This is a genomic window from Duganella sp. CT11-25 (assembly GCF_047302815.1).
Classification (GTDB): Bacteria; Pseudomonadota; Gammaproteobacteria; order Burkholderiales; family Burkholderiaceae_D; genus Rugamonas.
In genome coordinates this window covers 2,596,524-2,618,315 of sequence record NZ_JBKBFD010000001.1, presented here as the reverse complement: position 1 = coordinate 2,618,315, position 21,792 = coordinate 2,596,524, and the positions used below count along the sequence as shown (strand labels likewise).

17 protein-coding genes and 1 pseudogene are annotated in these 21,792 nt (G+C 61.9%); 9 read left to right on the top strand and 9 right to left on the bottom strand.

What is annotated here, in order from left to right; all coding sequences use genetic code 11:
- The first annotated feature begins 121 nt into the window (after positions 1–121).
- The 4 genes from ACEN9F_RS11145 to coaD are packed head-to-tail and all read left to right on the top strand — an operon-like array spanning position 122 to position 4,892.
- Positions 122–1,621, top strand: a complete 1,500-nt coding sequence (locus ACEN9F_RS11145) for a Do family serine endopeptidase (protein WP_413420087.1) — start codon at positions 122–124, stop codon at positions 1,619–1,621.
- 44 nt (positions 1,622–1,665) lie between these two features.
- Positions 1,666–2,325: a response regulator gene (locus tag ACEN9F_RS11140; protein ID WP_413420086.1), complete on the top strand. Its 660-nt coding sequence runs from the start codon at positions 1,666–1,668 to the stop codon at positions 2,323–2,325.
- An 8-nt stretch (positions 2,326–2,333) separates the two neighbouring features.
- Entirely contained in the window at positions 2,334–3,710 is a 1,377-nt protein-coding gene (locus tag ACEN9F_RS11135; protein WP_413420085.1) for an ATP-binding protein, read from the top strand.
- 33 nt (positions 3,711–3,743) lie between these two features.
- Entirely contained in the window at positions 3,744–4,892 is a 1,149-nt protein-coding gene (coaD, locus tag ACEN9F_RS11130; protein ID WP_413420084.1) for a pantetheine-phosphate adenylyltransferase, read from the top strand.
- A gap of 3 nt (positions 4,893–4,895) precedes the next feature.
- Here the strand turns inward: coaD and ACEN9F_RS11125 are convergent, their stop codons facing one another.
- The 7 genes from ACEN9F_RS11125 to ACEN9F_RS11095 all read right to left on the bottom strand — a co-directional run bounded on the left by ACEN9F_RS11125 (position 4,896) and on the right by ACEN9F_RS11095 (position 14,088).
- Positions 4,896–5,402, bottom strand: coding sequence for a hemerythrin domain-containing protein (locus ACEN9F_RS11125; RefSeq protein WP_413420083.1), 507 nt, complete (start codon positions 5,400–5,402; stop codon positions 4,896–4,898).
- Positions 5,403–5,493: 91 nt separating this feature from the next.
- Positions 5,494–6,240, bottom strand: coding sequence for a tetratricopeptide repeat protein (locus ACEN9F_RS11120; protein WP_413420082.1), 747 nt, complete (start codon positions 6,238–6,240; stop codon positions 5,494–5,496).
- Positions 6,237–8,363, bottom strand: coding sequence for a bifunctional 2',3'-cyclic-nucleotide 2'-phosphodiesterase/3'-nucleotidase (locus ACEN9F_RS11115; RefSeq protein WP_413420081.1), 2,127 nt, complete (start codon positions 8,361–8,363; stop codon positions 6,237–6,239). The genes ACEN9F_RS11120 and ACEN9F_RS11115 overlap by 4 nt, the downstream gene beginning before the upstream one ends.
- Positions 8,364–8,436: 73 nt before the next feature.
- Positions 8,437–10,155 carry a DUF3443 family protein gene (locus ACEN9F_RS11110; RefSeq protein WP_413420080.1) on the bottom strand — a complete coding sequence of 573 codons (1,719 nt, stop codon included), beginning with the start codon at positions 10,153–10,155 and terminating at the stop codon, positions 8,437–8,439.
- A 10-nt stretch (positions 10,156–10,165) separates the two neighbouring features.
- Complete coding sequence (locus ACEN9F_RS11105; RefSeq protein WP_413420079.1) at positions 10,166–10,630, bottom strand: DUF2844 domain-containing protein; 465 nt, start codon at positions 10,628–10,630, stop codon at positions 10,166–10,168.
- Between the two features lie 142 nt (positions 10,631–10,772).
- The gene (locus ACEN9F_RS11100) at positions 10,773–13,166 is read right to left on the bottom strand and encodes a TonB-dependent receptor plug domain-containing protein (protein ID WP_413420078.1); all 2,394 of its coding nucleotides are present in this window, start codon (positions 13,164–13,166) and stop codon (positions 10,773–10,775) included.
- 97 nt (positions 13,167–13,263) lie between these two features.
- On the bottom strand, positions 13,264–14,088 hold the full coding sequence (locus ACEN9F_RS11095) for a PhzF family phenazine biosynthesis protein (RefSeq protein WP_413420077.1): 825 nt from the start codon (positions 14,086–14,088) through the stop codon (positions 13,264–13,266).
- A gap of 90 nt (positions 14,089–14,178) precedes the next feature.
- Here ACEN9F_RS11095 and ACEN9F_RS11090 point away from each other — a divergent pair, with 90 nt between their 5' ends.
- The 5 genes and pseudogenes from ACEN9F_RS11090 to ACEN9F_RS11070 all read left to right on the top strand — a co-directional run bounded on the left by ACEN9F_RS11090 (position 14,179) and on the right by ACEN9F_RS11070 (position 20,483).
- On the top strand, positions 14,179–14,979 hold the full coding sequence (locus ACEN9F_RS11090) for an alpha/beta fold hydrolase (protein ID WP_413420076.1): 801 nt from the start codon (positions 14,179–14,181) through the stop codon (positions 14,977–14,979).
- 54 nt (positions 14,980–15,033) lie between these two features.
- Positions 15,034–16,149, top strand: a pseudogene (locus ACEN9F_RS11085) (PHP domain-containing protein); the annotation flags it as partial.
- Between the two features lie 542 nt (positions 16,150–16,691).
- Positions 16,692–17,042 carry a hypothetical protein gene (locus tag ACEN9F_RS11080; RefSeq protein ID WP_413420075.1) on the top strand — a complete coding sequence of 117 codons (351 nt, stop codon included), beginning with the start codon at positions 16,692–16,694 and terminating at the stop codon, positions 17,040–17,042.
- A gap of 88 nt (positions 17,043–17,130) precedes the next feature.
- Positions 17,131–17,499, top strand: a complete 369-nt coding sequence (locus ACEN9F_RS11075) for a hypothetical protein (protein WP_413420074.1) — start codon at positions 17,131–17,133, stop codon at positions 17,497–17,499.
- Between the two features lie 392 nt (positions 17,500–17,891).
- Positions 17,892–20,483 carry a DEAD/DEAH box helicase family protein gene (locus ACEN9F_RS11070; protein WP_413420073.1) on the top strand — a complete coding sequence of 864 codons (2,592 nt, stop codon included), beginning with the start codon at positions 17,892–17,894 and terminating at the stop codon, positions 20,481–20,483.
- Positions 20,484–20,724: 241 nt separating this feature from the next.
- Here the strand turns inward: ACEN9F_RS11070 and ACEN9F_RS11065 are convergent, their stop codons facing one another.
- Together ACEN9F_RS11065 and ACEN9F_RS11060 are read right to left on the bottom strand one after the other, a co-directional pair.
- Positions 20,725–21,285 carry a hypothetical protein gene (locus ACEN9F_RS11065; RefSeq protein WP_413420072.1) on the bottom strand — a complete coding sequence of 187 codons (561 nt, stop codon included), beginning with the start codon at positions 21,283–21,285 and terminating at the stop codon, positions 20,725–20,727.
- 112 nt (positions 21,286–21,397) lie between these two features.
- Positions 21,398–21,739, bottom strand: coding sequence for a hypothetical protein (locus tag ACEN9F_RS11060; RefSeq protein ID WP_413420071.1), 342 nt, complete (start codon positions 21,737–21,739; stop codon positions 21,398–21,400).
- Positions 21,740–21,792 lie beyond the last annotated feature (53 nt).

The window sequence follows — 21,792 nt, the reverse complement described above, 5'->3', positions numbered from 1 at the left end:
GTTTATCCGGCCAGTTGTACGTTGTAAGCAGATGTTTTCGCATGTTTTATTAAGCGGTGTCTAAGTTTTTAGCCTCATATTGAATACATCTACAAACCTTATTCAATTCAGGAGTGCCCAAATGTCCAAATCTACTCTCAAACGCGCCGCCGTGGCAGTCGCCGTACTGGGCGTGGTTGGCGCGGGCGGAGCAGTCGTCGTGCAGCAAAACAGTGCCACGGCCGCCGCAGCCGCCGCGCCGGCCACTGTCGCCGCGCCGGCCGCGCCGGTCGCCGTGCCTGCGCCGACGATCTCGCTGCCTGACTTCAGCGTCATCGTCGCCCACAACGGCCCGGCCGTGGTCAACATCAGCGTCACCGGCAGCACCAAGACCGCCTACGACGGCGCCGATGCGCAGGCGCGCGGCAGCGATCCGTTCGCCGACGATCCCTTCTATGAGTTCTTCCGCCGCTTCCAGGGCCCGCAGCAGCGCGGCGGCCAGCGCGCGGTGCCGACCCATGGACTGGGCTCGGGCTTCATCATCAGCGCCGACGGCGTGATCCTGACCAACGCCCACGTGGTGCGCGATGCCAGCGAAGTGGTGGTCAAGCTGACCGACCGCCGCGAATTCCGCGCCAAGGTGCTGGGCTCGGATCCGAAGAGCGACGTCGCGGTGCTGAAGATCGACGCCAAGAACCTGCCGGTGGTGCCGCTGGCCAAGGGCAACGACCTGAAAGTCGGTGAATGGGTGCTGGCGATCGGCTCGCCGTACGGCCTCGACAACACCGTGACGGCCGGCGTGGTCAGCGCCAAGGGCCGCTCGCTGCCGGACGGTAATGTGCCGTTCATCCAGACCGACGTCGCCGTCAATCCGGGCAACTCGGGCGGGCCGCTGTTCAACACGCGCGGCGAGGTGGTCGGCATCAACTCGCAGATCTACAGCCAGACCGGCGGCTACCAGGGCTTGTCGTTCGCGATTCCGATCGATGTCGCCAACAAGATCAAGACCCAGATCGTCGCCACCGGCAAGGTGGTGCACGCCAAGCTGGGCGTGACGGTGCAGGAAATCAACCAGGGCTTCGCCGATTCCTTCAACCTGGCCACGCCGGAAGGCGCGCTGGTGTCGAACGTCGAGCGCGGCGGCCCCGGCGACAAGGCCGGCCTGAAGGCGGGCGACGTGATCCGCGCCCTCAACGGCCAGAAGATCGTCAGCTCGGGCGATTTGCCGGCCATGGTCAGCCTGGCGACGCCGGGCGACAAGGTCAACATCGAAGTCTGGCGCCAGGGCAAGAGCGTGCAGCTGGGCGCGGTGCTGGGCAACGCCAACGACAAGGTGGCCGCCGCCGAAACCGACCGCGCCGACCAGGCCAGCGCCAAGCTGCGCCTGGGCTTGTCGCTGCGGCCGCTGGACTCGCTGGAGAAGCGCCAGTCCGGCCTGCCCAACGGCCTGCTGATCGAAGACGCCGGCGGCGCCGCCGCCAATGCGGGGGTGATGCCGGGCGACGTGCTATTGTCGGTGAATGGCCGCGCGGTCAACACCATCGACCAGGTGCGCGAGGTGGTGGGCAAGGCCGGCAAGTCGGTGGCCTTGCTGGTCCAGCGCGGCGACGATAAAATCTTCATACCGGTGCGACTTGGGTAACGTCGGACCGGCAGAACGCGAGACAAAAACAGAAAGGAAATAATATGCGACTTCTGCTGGTGGAAGACGATACGATGATCGGCGAAGTAGTGCTCGACCTGCTGAGGGCTGAGCACTACGCCGTCGACTGGGTCAAGGATGGCGACATGGCCGATACGGCCCTGCAGACCCAGACCTACGACCTGGTGCTGCTGGACCTGGGGCTGCCGCGCAAGGACGGCCTGGAAGTGCTGCGCTCGATGCGCCTGCGCAAGGAGCTGACCCCGGTGCTGATCGCCACCGCGCGCGACGCCAAGGAACAGCGCGTCGCCGGCCTCGACGCCGGCGCCGACGATTACGTGCTCAAGCCCTACGACCTCGACGAACTGCTGGCGCGCATCCGCGCCTTGCTGCGCCGCTCGGCCGGCCGCGCCGAACCGGTGTTCGAGCACGGCGGCGTGACGGTCAATCCGCAAACCCGCGAAGTGATCGCCGACGGCAAGCCGGTCAGCCTGTCGGCGCGCGAATGGGCGGTGCTGGAAGCGCTGATCGCGCGGCCGGGCATCGTGCTGTCGCGGCACCAGCTGGAAGAGAAGCTGTACAGCTGGAAGGATGAAGTCAACAGCAACGCGGTCGAAGTCTACATCCATGGCCTGCGCAAGAAGCTCGGCGCGGAATTGATCCAAAACGTGCGCGGTCTGGGCTACATGGTTCCTAAACTATGAAGGTGAAGATGCCGTCGCTGCCACGGGTGCCCGTGGTGACGCACTCGCTGCGGGGACGCCTGCTGTGGTTCCTGCTGGCCGCGATCACCATGGCCGCCATCGCGCAGGCGATGATCGCCTACCGCAGCGCGCTGAGCGACGCCGACCAGATCTTCGACTACCACATGCAGCAGATGGCGATGTCGCTGCGCTCCAGCGCCACGCTGACCAACAAGGCCGCCGACACGGCGGCCGATCCCGAGAACGACGACCTGGTGGTCCAGGTCTGGACGCCGGACGGGGCGCAGGTGTTCCGTTCGCTGTCGCGCGCGGCGCTGCCGCAGCGTGCCGTGCTGGGCTTCTCCAACGTCAAGGCCAACAACACGACTTACCGGATTTTCTCGGTGCAGACCAGCAACCAGACGGTGCAGGTGGCGCAGGACATGGCGGTGCGCCAGCGCATGGCGGGCACGCTGGCGCTGCGCACGGTCGGCCCGATCGCCGTCATGGCGCCGGTGCTGATGCTGGTGGTGTGGTGGGTGGTCAGCGGCTCGCTGGCGCCGGTGTCGCGGGTCAAGCGGCAGGTGGCGGCGCGCCAGGCGGACGATCTGTCGCCGGTGTCGGAAAACGATTTGCCGGACGAGGTGCTGCCGCTGGTGCACGAGTTGAACCTGCTGTTCGGCCGGGTGCGCACCGCGTTCCAGGCCCAGCAGCATTTCGTGGCCGACGCCGCGCACGAGCTGCGCACGCCGCTGGCCGCGCTGAAACTGCAGGTGCTGAGCCTGGAGCGCGCGCAGGACGATGCGTCGCGCAGCGTCGCCATCGCGCGCGTGACCGGCGGCATCGAGCGCGCCACGCGGCTGGTCGAGCAGTTGCTGGTGCTGGCGCGCCAGGAAGGCTCGGTCGACGACGTCAAGCTGGAGCCGGTCAGCCTGAGCGACCTGGCCAAGCGCACGCTGGGCGACATGGCCGGGCTGGCGCAGGCGCGCCAGATCGACCTCGGCCTGCATCACGCCGACGAGGCCACGGTGGCCGGCCAGCCGGACGCGCTGATCATTCTGCTGCGCAACCTGATCGACAACGCCATCAAGTACACGCCGGCCGGCGGCACCGTCGATATCGACCTGCGCCGTAGCGCCGGCGCCACAAAGGCGGCGGCGGGGCGCATCATGCTCAGCGTCGAGGATTCCGGCCCCGGCATCCCGCCGGAAGAGCGCGAACGGGTGTTCAGCCGCTTCTACCGCGTGCCCGGCAGCCCTGCGGGCGGCAGCGGTTTGGGCATGGCGATCGTGCAATCGATCGCCGAGCGCCACGGCGCCGTGCTGACCCTGGACCAGTCCGAGCGTCTGGGCGGGCTGAAGGTCAAAGTCGATTTTCCTGAGACTGCAAGGGCCACTCCAGTCTAAAATGCCACTTTGGCATTGTTGTTGGAGTGGCGCATGAAAAAAATCGGATTTTCGGGAACCCTGGACCCGATCACCAACGGACATATGTGGGTGATCAACGAAGCCCGTTCCATCGCGGACGAGGTGGTGGTGTTCCTGTCTGAAAATTCGGCGAAAAAGCCCAAATTCTCGGCCGAGGAGCGCAAAAGCATCATCGCGCTCAGCTGCGACGAGCAGGGCTGGGACAATGTGCAGGTGGTCATCGTCAAGGGCGACTACACGGCGCGCGCGGCCAAGAAGCATGGCGTCGAGTGCCTGATACGCGGTATCCGCACCACCGCCGACTTCGATTACGAGAATCTGATCCAGCAAACCAACGTCGACGTGCTGCAGGGCGCCAAGACCATCTTCGTCATGCCGCCGCGCGACCTGGGCTCGGTGAGTTCCAGCTTCGTCAAGGCGCTGGAGGGGCCGATCGGCTGGAACTGGATCATGAAGAAATTCGTGCCCGGTCCGGCCTATCACGCCTGGGTGCTGAGCTGGCTGCGCAAGGAGTGGGAGACGCTGTGGGATTACGCGCACCTCGATGCCACCGCCATCGCCCATGCCGACGAATGGTTCGTCCAGCTGACCGGCGCCACCGCTTACGGCGGACCGGCGCGGTACTATCACAACCTCGATCACCTGGTGCACGGCCTGTGCGAGATCCGCGTGTGGGCGGCCAACACGCGGCCCGATCCGGTGGACGTCGACATCGTCAAGCAGGCGTTCTGGTTCCATGACGCCGAGTACGGCCATGGCGGCGTGCAGGGCGCGCTGACCAACGAGGAAGCCAGCGTGCAGCTGTGGCTGGGCAGTCACCTGGCGCAGGAGATGGGCGATGCGGCGGAGCTGATACGCGCCACCGATCACTTCCAGGAAGGCGCGGTCACGCACCGGCTGAAGGACATCATGTTGTGCGTGGACCTGGCGATCCTGGGGCAGGACGACGAGGTCTATCAGAATTACGCGCGGGCGATCCGGCAGGAGTACATCCACCTGCCGGACGTGAAGTACCGCGAGCAGCGCGGCGGGGCGCTGGCCCATCTGTGCCGCAAGGCGGAAGCGGGCCAGTTGTACTGCAACGCCTATTTCGCCGACCAGTACAACGAGCGCGCCATCGACAATATGCAGCGCGAGATGGAGTTCCTGGGCGCGAAATAGCTCTTAGTGCGGCGGCAGTTCGATTTCCTCCTTGCGGGCGGCGATGGCTTCGCCCAGCGCCATCAGGTCCAGCTTGGCCTTGCGGGCTTTCGGGAACATCTCGCCTTCCTCTTCCTTGACGTGATGGTCGATCAGCTCGCCCAGCACCTTGACCTTGGCGTCGTACAGGTCGTCGGTCGGCTCCATCGCGATGATCTGGGCGATCAGGTCCTTGGCCGAGGCGTGTTCGACCAGCGCCTCGTCCAGCATGTCATCGTCCTTGGTGGCGGCGCGCACGGCGGTGTAGAAAATTTCTTCCTCGGCCGTGGCGTGCTTGGTCAGTTCCGTGCAGATCTGCAACGCCAGTTTCTGCTTGGTGATATGGGCGCGCTCGCCCAGCTCGTCGTACTGCTCGAACAGCGACTTGACGTGTTCATGGTCCTCGGTCAGCAGCGTGATCGCGTCCTGCGGGTCGGTTTCAGTTGGAATAGGCTTGGGAAGCTTGCCCTGGCTGTGGGAAGTGGTTCTCATATCGGCTCCTTGCGTGGCGAATGAATTGGCGGGCACTGCCAAGCCAGTCTAGGTGCGCGGGAGCCTGCGGTCTGTGCGTTGCTCAACGCTGCTAGAAGCGATTCCAGTTGTTGCGGCGGTGTTCGTTGGCTTCCTTCAGCAGGTGGCTGGCGCGCAGCTCGTCTTTGGGGCTGAGGCGGTCGCCCAGCTGGACCGTCATCGCCAGTTCCTGGATCGCCGGCGGGTATTCGTGCTCGGCGGCTTCTTCCAGCAGGTGGCGGGCCTTGGCGCCGTCCGGCTCGACGCCGCGGCCTTCGCGGTAAATATAGGACAGCAGGAACATCGCGTGCGGATTGCCGCCCTCGCTGGCGGCCTCCAGCCAGCGCGCCGCTTGCGCGTCGTCGCGCGCCACGCCGTCGCCGTTCTTGTAGAGCAGGCCCAGCGCCAGCGCCGCCCTGGCGTGCTTGTGCCCGGCGGCGATGCGATACCACGGCGCCGCCGCGGCCGGCCGTGGCGCCACGCCGATCACGCCGACGCGCAGCATCTCGCCCAGCTGGAACGACGCTTCCGTATCGCCGGCCCGCGCGGCCTGCTCGAACAGGCGCAGCGCGTCGGCGCGCTGGTCGGGGCGGCGCTGGTACAGCAGCCCCAGCTCGCGCTGCGCCACCGGCATGTTCTGCTTGGACCAGGACATCAGTTTGCGCTCGGCGCTGGCGTCCGCCTCCTGCATGGCTTTCATGCCGATGGTTTCAATCTGCGCCGAGGTCGGCTTTTCCTGCTGGATCTGGCATCCGAACAGGAACACCGACGCCAGCACCGTCACCAGCAGCGCGCCGGGATAGTGCTGGACGCGCATCATTTGCTCAAGTCCACGGTGTACTTGGCGAAGCCGCTGGCGTCCAGCGCGCCTTCGGCCGTGACGGCGGTGATGCCGCTGCCCTTGGCCAGCGCCAGGTGGCCCGGCGCCGAGCGCAGGATCACCGGACCGGCCGTCGCCACCTTGACGAAGCTCCAGCTGCGCGCGCTGCCGTTGCCGGCCAGCGTGACCTTGCCGGTGGCCGCGCCCTGCGCCGTCAGGTAGTTGCTGACCACGGTCTGGTTGGCGTCCGGCGACTTGATGATGGTCTTGCTGCCGTCGATGCCGGGCACCGCGCCGCCGCCGCCCGCGCGGTAGTCGTTGGTGGCGACGATGAAGTCGTCCGTATCCGCCACCGCCTTGCCCAGGTAGGTCAGGTTGACGATGCGGCTGCCGGCCGGCTTGGTGACGTCGATCTGGTAGGTCAGCGCGTTGTTCTCGGCGTAGAACACGTCGTAGTTGTAGATCGTGCCGTAGCTCGGCACCAGGTCCTGCTCGGCGGTCTTGGCCGGGTCGATCTGGCCGAACTGCTTGGCCGCCGTTTCCAGCCAGGCCTTCAGGTCGGATCCCTTGATCTTCACCGCTTGCAGGTTGTTGTTGCTGTACAGATAGAGGTCGCCCGGATTGCGCACCTGCAGGCCGACCGGCGCGGCGGCGCTGGCGCCCGGCGCGACGTCGGTGAAGTCCGAAGGACCGTTGCGGCCCGCCTTGAACGGCGCGCTGCACGAGATCACCGGAATGTTCTTGTAGCTGGCCAGGGTCGCATCGGTGCTGCCGGCGATGAATTTCTTCACGTAGTCCAGCTGCGCCTGGTTGACCAGCTGGATCGCGCTGACGTCGCCGGCCAGCGCGAAGTAGGCCGACATTTCAAAGTCCGTCGTCACGCCCAGCGGCTGCTTGGCGAAGGCGATGGTGGCGGCGTGCTCGGTGGCGATCAGCGGCGCGATGGCCGGATCGGCTTTGACGTTGGTGGTGCCGTCGGTGTACTTGAAGCCGCGCGATTCCACCGTGGTCTTGGCCGGTTGCACCACCCACTTGCCGCCGGTGTAGGCCAGCGTCATCTTGATGATGCCGAGGCGGCGGCCCCAGCTCTGCGCCATCACGGTCGGCACATTGTTGACGAAGCCGTTGACGGCGTCGATATTGGCGCTGGCGGGGAAGGCCGTGAACGATGGGTCGAGCGCGGCGGCGCCGGTCTCTTTACCCTTCGGGAAGATCAGGTGCGAGTGGCCGATCAGCAGCGCGTCGATGCCGGTGGTGGTCAGGTGGTAGCTGCCGTTTTCCATCTTCGGGCTGTAGGCGCTGGTGTCCAGGCCGCCGTGCGACAGGGCCACGACCAGGTCGGCGCCCTTGGTGCGCATTTCCGGCACGTACTGCTTGGCCGCTTCCTGCACGCCGGTGACGGCGACCTTGCCGGCCAGGTTCTTCTGGTCCCACTCGAGGATCTGCGGCGGCACGAAGCTCATGATGCCGATGTTCATCTTGACGTCCAGCTTGGTGCCGTCCGGCTTGGTCGCCGAGAAGGTGCGCGCCAGCAGCGAATACGGCTGCACGATGGGCTTGCCGCTGCTGACGCCGGTGACGTTGGTCAGCACCAGCGGGAACGATGGCGATCCGCAGCTGCCGGTCGGCTTGGTCACGCCCGGAATGCCGAAGTCGGTATTGGTGATCTGGCTCAGGTAGGGCAGGCCGTAGTTGAATTCGTGGTTGCCGAAGCCGCCGCCGTCGTACTTCATGGCGTTCATGGCCTTGTGCACGGCCAGCGTGTCGCTGCAGGCGATCGGCTTGGTTACCGCCTGCAAGTCGCCCAGCAGGGTGCCCTGGATGACGTCGCCGTCGTCGAGCAGCAGGTTGTTCGGGTTTTCCGCGCGCGCCGCCGCGACCAGGGTCGAGGTGCGCTCCAGGCCCAGGCTGGTGTCCTCGGCCAGCGAGTAATAGTTGTAGCTCATCACGTTGGCATGGATGTCGGTGGTCTCCATGAGGGCCAGCGTGACGGTCGTGCCTTCCGGGATCGCCGGCGTGGTGACGGGAGGGACAACAGGCGCCGCAGGCGTGGCGCTATCGCCGCCGCAGGCAACCAGGCCGGCGGCGCTCATGGCGGCCAGCACTACCAGATTCAATTTCATCGCTACCTCGAAGTGGAAAATTCAAGGTTGCGACTTTAACCAAACAACATGACACGGCCGTGACATCCGTCAACTAATAAGCCCAGTACGGTCCGCTCTTGCCGGCCACGGTGTTGCCTTCCATGACCACGAACACGCGGCGGCCGTAGAAGAAGGGCAGGCCCCAGTCGAAATAATTGCTCGACGACGTGGTGCTGCCCACCGTGCCGCCGACCTGCGCCGCCGTGATGGTCGATGCCAGGCTCACCATGTTGACCAGGTTGAAGTTGACCGTGCCGGTGGCGCTGCCGTCCGACGCGGTATTGGTCGCCGTCAGCGCCAAGGTCGAGGCCGGGCAGTAGAAGTCGCCGCCGGAGCAGGCGCGTATCGTGCTGTCGGTGAAGAAGTAGCCGTTCGAGCCGCTGTCGATGAAGCTGGCGCTGTAGGTCTTGCCCTTGTAGGTGGTGCTGAAATCGCCGCCGCTGTTGGCCTTGAAGATGGTTTCCGAGCCGATGGTGTTGTTGCTCTGCGTGTTGACGCCGAAGATCAGCGTGCCGCTGACCGAGGTCAGCCCGGCCGTGCCCACGGCCGGCAGGGTCATCAGCAAGCCGTTGTTGTTGACGGCGAACGAGGCCACCGGATTGCTGATCTGCGAGGCCAGCGGCATGGCGCTGGCGCTGCAACTGCCGCTGGCGCAGGCGTAGTAGACGCCGCTGATGGCGGCGTTGGCGCAGGCCGTGCCGCAATCCTGCTTGAACATGCCGACGCCGAGGATGCCCTTGGCGCCGATCGCCGACAGCGTGCCGAGGTTGGCGCCGGCGCTGCTGCAGGTCGACGGCGTGACCGTGTAGCTGCTGCCGGTGTCGGCGATCACCTGGATCGAAATGCCGGAGGCCACTTCGTCGGCCATCTTGACGTCGGCCTGGCGCACGCCGCCCCAGGTGTAGCCGCTGATGAACTTGCCGCATTCGCCGGCGTCGGCGCCGGAGGCGGTCTTGACGGTCGGCAGCGCCAGCGTCGCGCTGAGCGTGCTGGCCAGCAGGCGCAGGCCGTAGGAGCCGGTGTCGACCAGCACGTGGTCGATGGTCTGGCAGGTGCTGGTGCCGGGACGGCACACGGTCACGCTCACATACGGCACGTTGATCACGCCGCTGACGCCGGTCGGGCCGCTGTCGACGATGATGGCGGCGCTGTTGCTGAGCGCCGCCGTGACGCTGAGCGCGGCGCTGGCGTTGGCCGTGCCGCCTTCGCCGGTGCAGGCCAGGCTGTAGGTGAAGTTGCCGGCGGCGGTGGGTGTGATGGTGACCGAGCCGGAGCTGGCCTTGGCGCCGCTCCAGGCGCCGCTGGCGGTGCAGCCGGTGGCGTTGGCCGAGGACCAGCTCAGCACCGTGGTCTGCGCGGTGTTGATATTGGCCGGCGCCAGCGTCAGGCTGGCGGTCGGCGACGGCGGCGGGGTGCTGACCACCACGCTGGTGGTGTTGCTGACGGCGCCGCAGGTGAGCGTATAGAAGGAGGTGCCGGCCGCGCCCGCGGTGACGGTTTGCGTGCCGCTGGTGGCCAGCGTGCCGCTCCATGCGCCGGACGCGGTGCAAGAGGTGGTGCTGGGATTGCTGACGCTCCAGGTCAGCGTGATCACCTGGCCGACCGTGGTGGCGGTCGGCGTGGCGCTGATGCTGACCACCGGCGTGGCGGCTGCGGAGGCCGCTTCCATGGTGGCGGCGGTGGTGGCGGTGGAGGACGAGCTGCCGCCGCCGCAAGCGCTCAAGGCCAGGGCGAGGCAGGTCAGGGCGGCTGCCAGATTGATGTGTTTCATGTGGCCGTCCTTATTCTATGGTGTTGGTGTCGAAGCCGGCCGGCAGCGCGCTGGGGAGCCAGGCATGTCCGGCAAACGAGCGCATGTGGCCGTTGGAGACGATCACCACGTCGGACTGCTCGACCGCCAGCTGCGAATGGCCGGCCTTGGGACGCTTGCCGGCGGCGGCGGTCATGGCGGTGAACTTGTCGCCCAGCAGCGTGCGCAGGTCCGGTAGCGTCGGGCCGCTCCAGCTGACGGCGAACACCACGCCGGCGGCGTCGCTGTATTCGCGCACGATGGTGCCGCTGTCGAGCGTGCTTTGGCTGACGGTGTAGACAGCGGCGGTGCTGTCGCTGCCGGCCGCGGCCAGGCTGCGCGCCGCCTGCTTGACGGGCGTGCCGCCGAAATCGGAAGGGGCCCCGCCCAGCGCGGCATACGCCAGCGCGCCTTGCAGCAGGGATAGGAACAACATGAGTACGAGTGCGCGGCGCATAGAGGCTCCATTGCCGGAAATAAAGACAATGAAGTGTAGGCCGGCTGCGGGTTGGATGGAGTTAGCGAGATGTAAGCAAACGTTACACGTAAAAAAACGGCGCCGGCACAGGGTGCGGGCGCCGTCTTCGGAAGCGATCCGCTTAGAACTTGACGTAGAAGCGGCCGAAGTAGGACGCGCCGTTCAGACCGAACTGCACGCTCTCATACTTGAAGCCGTTGTCGGTTTGATCCGCATCCTGCGAGGTCGGCTTGGCGTTGAAGATGTTGTTGCCGCCAAAGCTGAACTTCATGTTCTTGTTGATGTTGTAGGTGAAGCTCAAGTCGGCCGAGGTCTTGGACTCGTAGCGCTGGTTGGGCACGCCGTTGGCCGTGCCGTCGAAGGTGCCCAGGGTCTGCGGGCCGAAGTGAATGATCTTCAGGTCGCTTTCCCAGGGGCCGGTCACGTAGTTGAAGCCCAGCGTCACCTTCGAGCGCGGCGCGCCTTGCTCGATGTACAGGCGCTCCTTCTCCGACAGCAACACGTCCTCGAAGCCCTTCAGCGAAGCCGGCGCATGGATGTCGGTCACTTCGGTCTTGCTGACGTTGAGCGCCAGGAAGGTGGTCAGCTTGTTGGCGCCGATGGTGGTCTTGTGCGAGGCGGTCAGGTCCAGGCCCTTGGTCTTGGTGTCGACCGAGTTGACGAAGAACTGCGCTTCGCCCACGCCCAGCGCGGCCAGGCGCTCGGCCAGGTCGGGATAGGTGTCGGCGTTGAAGCGGCCCGACAGCACGATGCGGTCCTTGATCTTGATCTGGTACAGGTCGGCGGTGACGGAGACGGCCTGGTTCGGCGTCCAGGTCGTGCCCAGCGTGTAGCTGGTCGACTTTTCTTCCTTCAGCTTCGGAATGCCGGCCGCGTTGGCGACCACGCCGCCGTTCGGCGCCAGCACCACCTCGGTCGGCACGCCGCCGATGAAGTCGGTGAAGGTCGACGACAGGTAGACCTGCTGCAGCGACGGCGCGCGGAAGCCGGTGCTGGCCGAGCCGCGCAGCAGCACTTCAGGCGCCACGCGCCAGCTGCCGGCCAGCTTGCCGGTGCTGGTCGAGCCGAAGTCGCTGTATTTTTCGTAGCGCACGGCGGCCTGGGCCTTGATGGTCGGCGTCACGTCCAGCTCCAGGTCGAGGTAGGCGGCGGTGCTGTGACGGTTGGCGTCGACGCGGTCGCCCGGCTGGAAGCCCGGGAAGCCCTGGCTGCCGGCGTTGCCGCCGAAGCCGACGCCGTCGGCGTCGATGTACGAGCCCGCTTCGCCGGCGAAGATCTTGAAGTTCTCGTGGCGGTACTCGCCGCCGAAGGCGACGTTCAGGCCGCCGCCCATGATGCCGTCGTAGAAGCGGCTGAAGTCGAGGTTGGTGGTCAGCTGTTCGAACGAGAAGCCGCCCGCGTTGAAGTGGTCGGCGCTGACGCCCTTGCCGCCGGCCAGCAGGTCCTTGTTGGCGATCGAGGCGTTGATCGTATGGCGGATGTCATAGATCATCTTGTTGTAGCCATAGGTCTGCGACAGGTCGGCGTTCCATTCGCCGATCCGGGTGCGGTGGCCGAGCGTGGCGTAGCGGTCGTCGATCCGGGCGTCGATGAACGGCACGAAGCCGTCCGGGTACATGGCGGCCGAGTTGCGGCTCGGGATGTCGTCGGAGCCGACGCCGCCGCGCGCGAAGGCGGCGCTGGAGGCTTGGCGCTTCTGCGCGCCGGCGGTGAAGTACAGCTTGCCCTGGCCCACGGTCGGCAGTTCGCCGTTCAGGTACAGGGTCTGGTTCTCGGTCTTGCTGTCGCCGATGATGCGCGGGTTGTCCGCTTCGGCGCGGTTCGAGCGGCCGCGGTTCAGGTACTCGCCGGTGATGCCGAGCACGCCGCCGTTGCCGATGTCGACGCCGCAGTAGGCCGAGGTCAGGTAGTTCTTGCCGTCGCCCTCGCCGTACTGGCTGTAGCCGGCGATGGCTTCGCAGCCCTTGCTTTTCTTCAGGCCGATGTCCATCACGCCGGCGATCGCGTCGGAGCCGTACTGGGCGGCGGCGCCGTCGCGCAGCACCTGCACGTCCTTGATGGCCAGCATCGGGATGGCGTTCATGTCGGTGCCGGTGTTGCCGCGGTTGCGCGCGCCGAACAGGTTGACCAGCGCGGTGGTGTGGCGGCGCTTGCCGTTCACCAGCACCAGGGTCTGGTCGGAGCCGAGGCCGCGCAGCGCGGCGGAATCGACCAGGTCGGCGCCGTCGGAGCCGCTCTGGCGGGTCGAGTTGAACGATGGCGAAATGTAGGTCAGCGTCTGCGCCAGGTCGAACTGGCCGCCTTGTTCGCTGGACTTGCTCATCGGGATGATATCGACCGGCACCACGGTGTCGGTGGCGGAGGTGGTGGCGCGGCGCGAGCCGACCACGCTGACCGATTGGATAGGCGAGGCTTCCGGCGCCGATTGGGCTTGGACGGAAGGAGTCAGCGTCAGCGCGGTGGCGCCGTAGAGGCTGAGTAAGACGGCTTTACGTAAGGTTGTAGTTGCGAACACGTGTCGTCTCCCATGAAAAATTTGATTCTATTCAAATAACTCATATCAATACGTGTTTTTGTATCAATTTTCCCTTTAAACATTATTTACTGTTGTTTTAGCGCGCCAGAGTGGGCTGGCCGCTACGTAGTGCTACGGATGCGGTTTTCCCACTGATTAAAATACTTTCGTCGGCGGCAATGCGGGTGACGATCCGGCACGGCTGGCCCAGGTGGGCGCCCTGGTAGAGCGTCAGGCCGGTGTGCAGGTGGACGGTGAGGGCGCCGGCCGCGACGCCGGTGGCGTTGTCTTCCAGCGCCGGATCGAGGTGGTTGAAGTTGCGGCCTTCGAAGGCGCCGTCGGGACGGCGGCACCAGGCGTAGCAGCCGCTGACGCCGTTTTGCCCGCTCCAGTCGGCGATGGCGGGCAGGTCGGGGGCGAGCGCGTGCAGCGCGGCGCTGTCGGCCATCTCCAGCAGCAGCTTGGGGCTGCCGACCGAGGCGATGGCCGGCGGCGAGGCCAGCCGGAGAGCCGGGGCGGCCAGCAGGCGCGCGGGCAGATCGGGCGCGATCGCCACGTCCGGCGGCGTTTGCGGCGCCAGGCGGATGAAGACTTCGTCGCCGGTCAGCGTCAGCGTGAGTTGCTGGCCGCGCATGGCGGTACGGACCGCCAGCGTCGGCCGTTGCGCCGACAGCAGCACCCGCGCCGCCGCCAGCGTGGCGTGCAGGCACAGCGGGCTGCGCGTGTGCGGGTAGAAGTAGTCCAGCACGATGCCGCCGTCCGGCGCCGCATCGACAAACACGCAGGCCGCCTTGTTGCGCTCGCGGGCGAATTGCTGGCGCTGGTCGGCGCCGGTGTCGTCGTCTTGCACGACGAGGGCGGCATTGCCGCCGCCCGCTGTCACGCCAAAGCACAACCATTCCTGGATGCTGGTTTCTCGCATTCTGAGCCCGTGAATATGCATTTCATCGCATCCGCGCACCGGTGGCTTGCAGGGGATGCAAGAATGCTATTTTCGTTAAGAAAGAGCATCATGATACTGCGTAGCGCGTTGTTGATGGCCGGACTGCTGCTTGCGGGACCGGCGCTGGCGGCCTTGGCCACCACCAAGCTGATCGACGGCCATATGGTCGAGCTGGTGACGGTGAAGCAGCCCGCGGCCGAGGCCACGGTCGTGTTTGAAAACGGTTCGCGCGCCACCGTGGATAAGTGGGATCAGGTCATCGACGCCATCGGTCCGCGCGCTTCCGTGTTTGCCTATAACCGTCCCGGCTACGGCAAGAGCCAGGAGACCGAAGCGCCGCGCGACGGCCTGACCATCGTCGAGCAGTTGCGGCGCAACCTGCGCAGCGAAGGCCTGGCGCCGCCGTATATCCTGGTGGGGCATTCGATGGGCGGGCTGTACATGCAGCTGTTCGCCAAGCGCTATCCGGACGAAGTGGGCGGCATCGTGCTGGTCGACGCGCTGTATCCCCGCGTCATCAAGAAGCATGAGGATTTCCCATGGCTGACCCGCATCGGCGAGCGCTTGTTCTTCTCCGGCATGGTACGCAAGGAAATCGGCAGTATTCACGAGACCGGGGAGCAGGTGCTGGCCCAAGGCGACATCGACGACAAACCGATGATACGGCTGATCAACCAGCCGAAGGGGGCGACCGCGATTCCAGTGGACCTGGGCGTCGTCAATAGCGACCCGCAGACCATCGCCTTCGTGCGTGGTTTGTATCCACGCGCCAAGACGGTGGTGGTCGATTCGGATCACCAGATGCAAAGCGCGTCGCCGGAGGTGGTCGTGGAGGCGATTAAGGAAATGATCGCCGCGCAGCACAAATAGCCCACCTGGCGAGGGAGTGGGTGTAATATACTGTATATAAACACAGTATTCATCATGAGCCCACCACCATCGTCGCAGGGACTGCCGGCCTATGCCGAGCTGTTCTGCCTGTCCAACTTCTCCTTCCTGCAAGGCGCATCCCACGCCGAGGAACTGGTCACGCGCGCCGTGCAGCTGGATTATGCCGGGCTGGCCCTCACCGATGAGTGCTCGCTGGCCGGCGTAGTGCGTGCTCACGCCGTCGCCAAGAAGGCGGGCTTGCCGCTGATTATCGGCAGCCACTTTCACCTGACCAATCCCGACGGCAGCCCCGCGTTGTCGCTGATCGCGCTGGCCAAGAACCGCGAGGGCTACGGCAATCTGTGCGAGCTGATCACCATCGCCCGCAACCGCGTCGCCAAGGGCAGTTATCTGCTGACGCCGGCCGACCTGGCCGCGCCGCCGCCCGCATTCGCCCATCTGCAAGGTTTGCCGGACTGCCTGCTGATTTTGCTGCCGCATTATCCGGCGCACCAGCCGGGAGACGTCGATCGCCTGCATGCGCAAGCGGCGTGGATGGCGGCGACCTTTCCCGGCCGCGTGTGGATGGGGCTGAACCTGCTGCAGCGCGCCTTCGACGAAGCGCACCGGCTCAGCATCGACGAGGTGGCATTGCAGCATCATATGCAGGTGGTGGCGGTCGGACATGTCTGCATGCATGTGCGCTCGCGCAAGCCCTTGCACGATACCTTGACGGCCGTGCGGATCGGCAAGCCGGTCAGCGAGTGCGGCTATTCGCTGTCGCAGAACGCGGAGCAGCATCTGCGGCCGCGCGTGCGGCTGGCGAACCTGTATCCGCCGCAGGCGCTGCTGGAGACGCTGTGCATCCTGCAGCAATGCTCGTTTAATCTTGAGCAGCTGTGTTACGAATATCCGCATGAGCTGGTGCCGCCCGGCCATACGCCCACCAGTTATCTGCGGCAGGAAGTCTATGCGGGCGCGCAGCGGCGCTGGCCGGCCGGCGTGTCGGACAAGGTGCGCGGGCAGATCGAGAAGGAATTGGAACTGATCGCGGAGCTGGAATACGAACCGTATTTCCTGACGGTGTATGACATCGTGCGCTTCGCGCGCGCGCAGGAAATCTTGTGTCAGGGCAGGGGGTCGGCCGCCAACTCGGTGGCCTGCTATTGCAGAGCTCTCCCCCTACAAAACGCGATACTTCCTCGTGTGAGTGCGTCGTTGGCATAGCGCGGAGATTGCTGCGGTGCTTCGTCGAGAAGTATGGAATTCCATACTTTTAGCATACTTAGCGCTCGCCAAATTTGTCGGCATCCTGCGCGAGTTCACGTCAGGTGTGCCTAAACCCATAATCTTGCCGGGTCGGAAGCATAAGTTTGCCGACGGGCCTTCAGTTCGCAGCCCAACTTCTAAGCAGGTTCCAACAGTTCGCCCGCATTTATTTGCAGACTGGAACCATAACGTTGCCGTTGCAAGATTTCGGAAGCATATCCTTGCCTCCCTAGCAAACCACCATAATCACTCCAAAATTATCCGCTTTTCAACGGGAGTGACAATTGGTGACAATTGAAAGTTTACAGTTTAGCTATGACACGTATATCATTACTGTGAGGAGATCAGTATTGCCTGATTTCATCGTTAATGACGAAAGACAGCAGGACTCGTCCGCCGCATAAACTCGGCCCCATCGTCCCATTTCACGTAGAGGAATACTTATGAGCGAAAGAAACCACGGGTTGATCATCGAGGGCTTCGTGCAGGGCTCCTACAACCTCATATTCGAGAACAAAATCGAAGTGCGTCATCATCCGCTCACTAGCTGGGCCCAAGCCACCGTTTCCGGTAGCCAAACCGGCTTTCAAACCACAAAGGACCACGTTCTTCGCACTCTCAACGGTGTACAGCACACTCTTCACCATGTGGGTGGAAATGACGAGCTCCTGAACGAGCTTGGAGAGTTCGAGATGCGCTTACAAGAAAGCCAGAGCGTTGTGGACCTAGGAAATACAATCGATGAGGCGAGCTCGATTTTGGACCGCGCATTCAACCGTCAAGTATCCCGCTAAACATCAGCTTTCTCGATTCTCTAGCACGTCAGTCATGCCAATGATGTATTGAATACCATGTCAAAGCTGTAACGTAAGGAGCGAAAATATGAAGCCAATCAAGGAAAAGACACCTGGCGGGTCCGCATCAGCTGCAAAACGAAATGCAGTCAAAGGCCTCGCAGCAGCACTTGGTAAAACCGTACAACATACAACGAAGCCCAACAACGATTTTGATGCACTCCTTGAGGAAATTCCAAAGGAGCTTCGCAAGAAGGCCCTAAACTGGTATGAACGTGGCATTCGACGAGGCATGACGATTGCCACTGACATGATGGCCGATGGTCAGATCACTTTCGACGGCGAGTACGTACGCGCACCGAACACAATAAATGCAAGAGTACGAACAAAATTTGCGAAAGGAGACTGGGAAGATCATAAGTTTAAGATCCCCGCTGCGGACCTCGGCTTTGACTGATGAAAACGATATAAATAATTTCTAAAATACAGCAATCATATGAACATTGATATTTATACGTTGGCCCGTCGAGCTAATCAATTGGAACAAGCGCCGGGATTTCTGCATTGCGAGGTCGAGTCGGAAGCAGATCGCGAGTTGGCCTTCCACTTCGAATCGCCCCTTTCTTCCTATGCATTCCTAGCAGCACGATCCTCACTTGGGATGCAAGCGCGCATCTCCGACCGCGCAGAGCATATCGTCATCGTTACGCAGCCGTAGGAACATGGTCATGGCAACAAGATCACCCATGACTACGACAAGCATACGCGGGAGAAGATCGCCGATCACCGCAATAGTCCAGCTCAGACACGATCTGATAAATCAACAAAATTCCAATTAGGAGAACAGGCGTGGCGTTCAAGACCCCCCAGATCGAAACCATTGTTCCAGAGAGTCCAGATCGCCTGTTTCGCGATTTGACTCGCCGCCGGCTACCGGATGTCCTTCCGCATCAAGCTGAGATTATGCGTAAATACGCAGCAGAGGCGGTTGATCAACCGGACGTCGCGCTGCAGTTACCAACCGGTAGCGGAAAGACACTGGTGGGGCTTCTCATTGCAGAATGGCGCCGCCGAAAATTCCGAGAGCGTATCGTTTATTTGTGCCCAACAATACAGCTCGTAAACCAAGTGGCGGCGGAGGCCCACGACAAATACGGCCTTTCTGTCGCAAAGTTCATCGGTCAAATTAAAGATTATTCTCCAGCAGATAAAACAGATTACCAACTGGCGAACAGAATTGCGGTCACAACTTACAGCGCGCTGTTTAACACTAATCCGTTTTTTGACGACGCCGATATCATCCTCGTGGATGATGCACATGTAAGTGAAAACTACATCGCAAAGCAATGGACAATAGTCGTTCCGCGGGCCAGCGAAGAGCATGCAGCACTTCATCGCGCATTGACGAACGTACTTGAGCCGCATCTTTCAGGGACGGACCTAACCCGTCTTCGTGGAGTATGGGACGACATCGTCGACCGAACTTGGGTCGACAAAGTTCCGACGCCGACTCTCGCTGAAATTGCGGACGAGCTCATCGAAGTTTTTGACGCCCATACCGCTAATACTAAACTTGCATACCCGTGGTCAGTCATTCGATCTCACCTGCTCGCGTGTCAGATGTACATCTCTTCCAACGAGATATTGATTCGCCCGCTGCTCCCGCCGACCTTTTCACATGCGTCCTTTATAGGCGCACGACAGCGAATCTTTATGTCAGCCACGCTGGGCGCAGGAGGTGACTTAGAGCGTCTAACTGGCAGAAAGGAAATTTACCGCATCCCGGCACCTGCCGGTTGGGATACTCAAGGGGTTGGGCGAAGGTTCTTTATCTTCCCCGAGATGTCTTTAAAACAGGATGATATTCCTGCGCTTCGTACACGCCTGATGAAGCGCGGTGGACGCAGTGTGGTTTTAGTCCCATCAGAGACTGCCGCAAACAAAACAGCGGAAGATATAACCAAAACAATGGGAGTACCTGTTTTTAGCGCTCGTGACATTGAGGACTCGAAGATGAAGTTCGTAAGTCAACCGAACGCTGTTGCGGTCATCGCAAATCGCTATGATGGTGTAGATTTTGCCGGCGATGATTGCCGCTTGCTGTTCATTGATGGCCTTCCGAAAGCGATGAATTCTCAAGAGCGTTTTTTGATGTCACGCATGGGAGCAAATACTCTTTATAACGAACGTATTCAAACTCGTGTAGTTCAAGCAATTGGGCGGTGCACTAGATCGCTTGAGGACTTTTCTGCCATTGTGATAACAGGTGAAGAACTCCCAGACTATCTTACAGACCTACGACGTCGGCGCTACTTGCATCCCGAATTGCAGGCCGAAATCAACTTCGGCGTTCGCCAATCACTTCAGACTGACGCAGCCAATATTTATGATAATTTCGAGATCTTTTTAGAGAATGAAAAGGACTGGGAACAAGTAAACAATCAGATAGTTGATGAGCGGTCGCGGCTCATTCAGGAGCAGATGCCTGCGGTCCGCGAGCTACAACAGGGCGCGAGCTTTGAAGTAGACTATCAAATGTATATGTGGCGTAAAGATTACGAATCGGCAGTTGAAGCAGCTGAGCGCGTACTTGGGGTGTTCACTAGCCGAGAGCTGCGCGGCTATCAAGCGCTCTGGCATTACCTGGCTGGCTCTGCAGCTCACTTAGCGTCCATCGAAGGAAACGCTACAATGTCAGCTAAAGCCCGTGCACATTTCGTTGAGGCACACCAAGCGGCACCTGACATCAGTTGGCTCGCAAAATTTGCACGCCAGCAGCGGCTGATCGATTGGTCTCCAAAGATTGAAGCCCGCACCGCAATATTGACGCAGGTAGAAAGACTAGCTGCGAACTTGACTCGCCTCGGCACAACACAAGATCGCGAGTTTGCAAACCTCGAAGCATCCATCATGGACGGATTGCGAAAGCCAGAAACCTTTGAAAGTGCACAAAAATCTCTCGGAGACCTCCTGGGCTTCGTAGCACACAAGGTGGAGCGTGAAGGCTCTCCAGATCCTTGGTGGATATCGGGTGAACAGTGTGTAGTTTTTGAGGACTACGTCAACACTACCCATGAGGGCACATTGTCTGTGGAGAAGGCGCGCCAAGCAGCGTCTCATCCAAATTGGATGACCGCAAATGTCCAAGAAGCAAAGGGATGCGCTATCACGACAATCTTGGTTTCGCCAGCACGAAGAATCCGCAGGGCTGCTTTAGCCCATGTGGGCGACGTCCGGTACTGGGATTATCAGGCATTCGTCGACTGGGCTGACAAAGCACTTCGCACAATTCGAGATTTACGTCGAGATTTTTCCGAAGCAGGTGATTTGCTTTGGCAAGCTCGTGCTGTTTCAGCCATTCAGGACAATGGATTAGACTTGTCATCGATTATTGAAGCAGCGAATCTTCGCTCGCTGGCAGACTATATGACACCTGAGTAATTCTTGAAAAGAGTTCTGTATGAGATCAGGTCCTGCCAGCGAACAAATCTCCGGGTAAGGCAGTACCTGTATTGCCAACAGAGGGCTCAACTCCGGCTTCGGCCAAGCGCTAGCTGTAGCGGATGGAAACGTATTGCAAGCCCTGTCGCTATAATGAATCAAGGCTGCGTCACGCTCTGGTTGCAAGGCTTGCTTAGCCCTGCATATTGCCGGCGTTAGCTCTGAATTGTGGCCCAGCAGCCTATCTGCGACGCGCTAAACTGACGGCTGTTGCACCATAAAAGGCTCTGCCAGAATTCTCAACATAGTGGCTTGGGTTTGCCGGAAGAACCCAAGTTGCCACCAGCAACAATCTTCCCGCTGAAGCTGGTTCGAGATTTACACAATCCCTAGCCGCCTTTAGGGCTTTCATAACGCGCTCGCCGGGCTCCGCAGGCAATCTTTGTGCACCGCCAATGAGCAGGGCGATAGTACGAGACTGGTGGCGCATGACGTCCGCGAGGGTATCTGCCAGCGTCAATTCGTCCACCCCGCGGGCAGTGGCATACTCGATCCCGCATCGTGCTTGAATCAATCGAGCTAGGTGCTGTATCCCTTCTTCCTCCATGAGATGTCCAGCATCGATCACTACCGCAAACATCCCGCCGGCCTCGAGCATTGGAGCCAGATCCTCAAAAAATTGAGCTGACTCGTCGTTGGAGCGCACTTGAACAAACACGCCGGAAGCCAACCCACGATCGAACGGGCCAGGAAACAGCAATTGATCGGCTAACTGACGCGCACTCAGGGGGAAGTTTCTCATGGATTGAACGGGCAGCTAAAACGGCATTTCTGCCGTTATGTAATTGCCCTAATAATACCCACTTCGAGGCAATAGACCAGACTAGAATTGCAGTTAACGTCAGGAAGAATCTCTAGGCCAGTGCAAGGATCTTGTCCTCTTCAATAGCAATAAATCCATCGGGATCCCTTACAGCGATATATTCATAGACGGCATCGCTGAGAACATCTGCATCTTCTGTATCGTGGTAGTTCAAAAAGATCTCCCCTAGCTCGGGGGCCTGGGAGAAGAAGTCCTTAAGGCGCTGGAAAACCAGCTCTGGCGACTCGTTGCGTACCCCATTCTCGAGTGCCATTTGCTCCTCAAAAGAGGAGTAAACAAGCCCACCGGTGAACCCATCTACATGGCATAAGTCACGCACGTGCTCACGGAATGTGCTGTCTTTGGAATAAACCTGCCGCAAGTATTCGTTCACGGCCTCTGTGGGTGACGTAGACGTAACGAATGCTGGCTCCCACATAGAAATTG

Coding starts and splice junctions, on each gene's coding strand:
- ACEN9F_RS11145 (WP_413420087.1), top strand. CDS start 122: ATGTCCAAATCTACTCTCAAACGCGCCGCCGTGGCAGTCGCCGTACTG.
- ACEN9F_RS11140 (WP_413420086.1), top strand. CDS start 1,666: ATGCGACTTCTGCTGGTGGAAGACGATACGATGATCGGCGAAGTAGTG.
- ACEN9F_RS11135 (WP_413420085.1), top strand. CDS start 2,334: ATGCCGTCGCTGCCACGGGTGCCCGTGGTGACGCACTCGCTGCGGGGA.
- coaD (WP_413420084.1), top strand. CDS start 3,744: ATGAAAAAAATCGGATTTTCGGGAACCCTGGACCCGATCACCAACGGA.
- ACEN9F_RS11125 (WP_413420083.1), bottom strand. CDS start 5,402: ATGAGAACCACTTCCCACAGCCAGGGCAAGCTTCCCAAGCCTATTCCA.
- ACEN9F_RS11120 (WP_413420082.1), bottom strand. CDS start 6,240: ATGATGCGCGTCCAGCACTATCCCGGCGCGCTGCTGGTGACGGTGCTG.
- ACEN9F_RS11115 (WP_413420081.1), bottom strand. CDS start 8,363: ATGAAATTGAATCTGGTAGTGCTGGCCGCCATGAGCGCCGCCGGCCTG.
- ACEN9F_RS11110 (WP_413420080.1), bottom strand. CDS start 10,155: ATGAAACACATCAATCTGGCAGCCGCCCTGACCTGCCTCGCCCTGGCC.
- ACEN9F_RS11105 (WP_413420079.1), bottom strand. CDS start 10,630: ATGCGCCGCGCACTCGTACTCATGTTGTTCCTATCCCTGCTGCAAGGC.
- ACEN9F_RS11095 (WP_413420077.1), bottom strand. CDS start 14,088: ATGCGAGAAACCAGCATCCAGGAATGGTTGTGCTTTGGCGTGACAGCG.
- ACEN9F_RS11090 (WP_413420076.1), top strand. CDS start 14,179: ATGATACTGCGTAGCGCGTTGTTGATGGCCGGACTGCTGCTTGCGGGA.
- ACEN9F_RS11080 (WP_413420075.1), top strand. CDS start 16,692: ATGAGCGAAAGAAACCACGGGTTGATCATCGAGGGCTTCGTGCAGGGC.
- ACEN9F_RS11075 (WP_413420074.1), top strand. CDS start 17,131: ATGAAGCCAATCAAGGAAAAGACACCTGGCGGGTCCGCATCAGCTGCA.
- ACEN9F_RS11065 (WP_413420072.1), bottom strand. CDS start 21,285: ATGAGAAACTTCCCCCTGAGTGCGCGTCAGTTAGCCGATCAATTGCTG.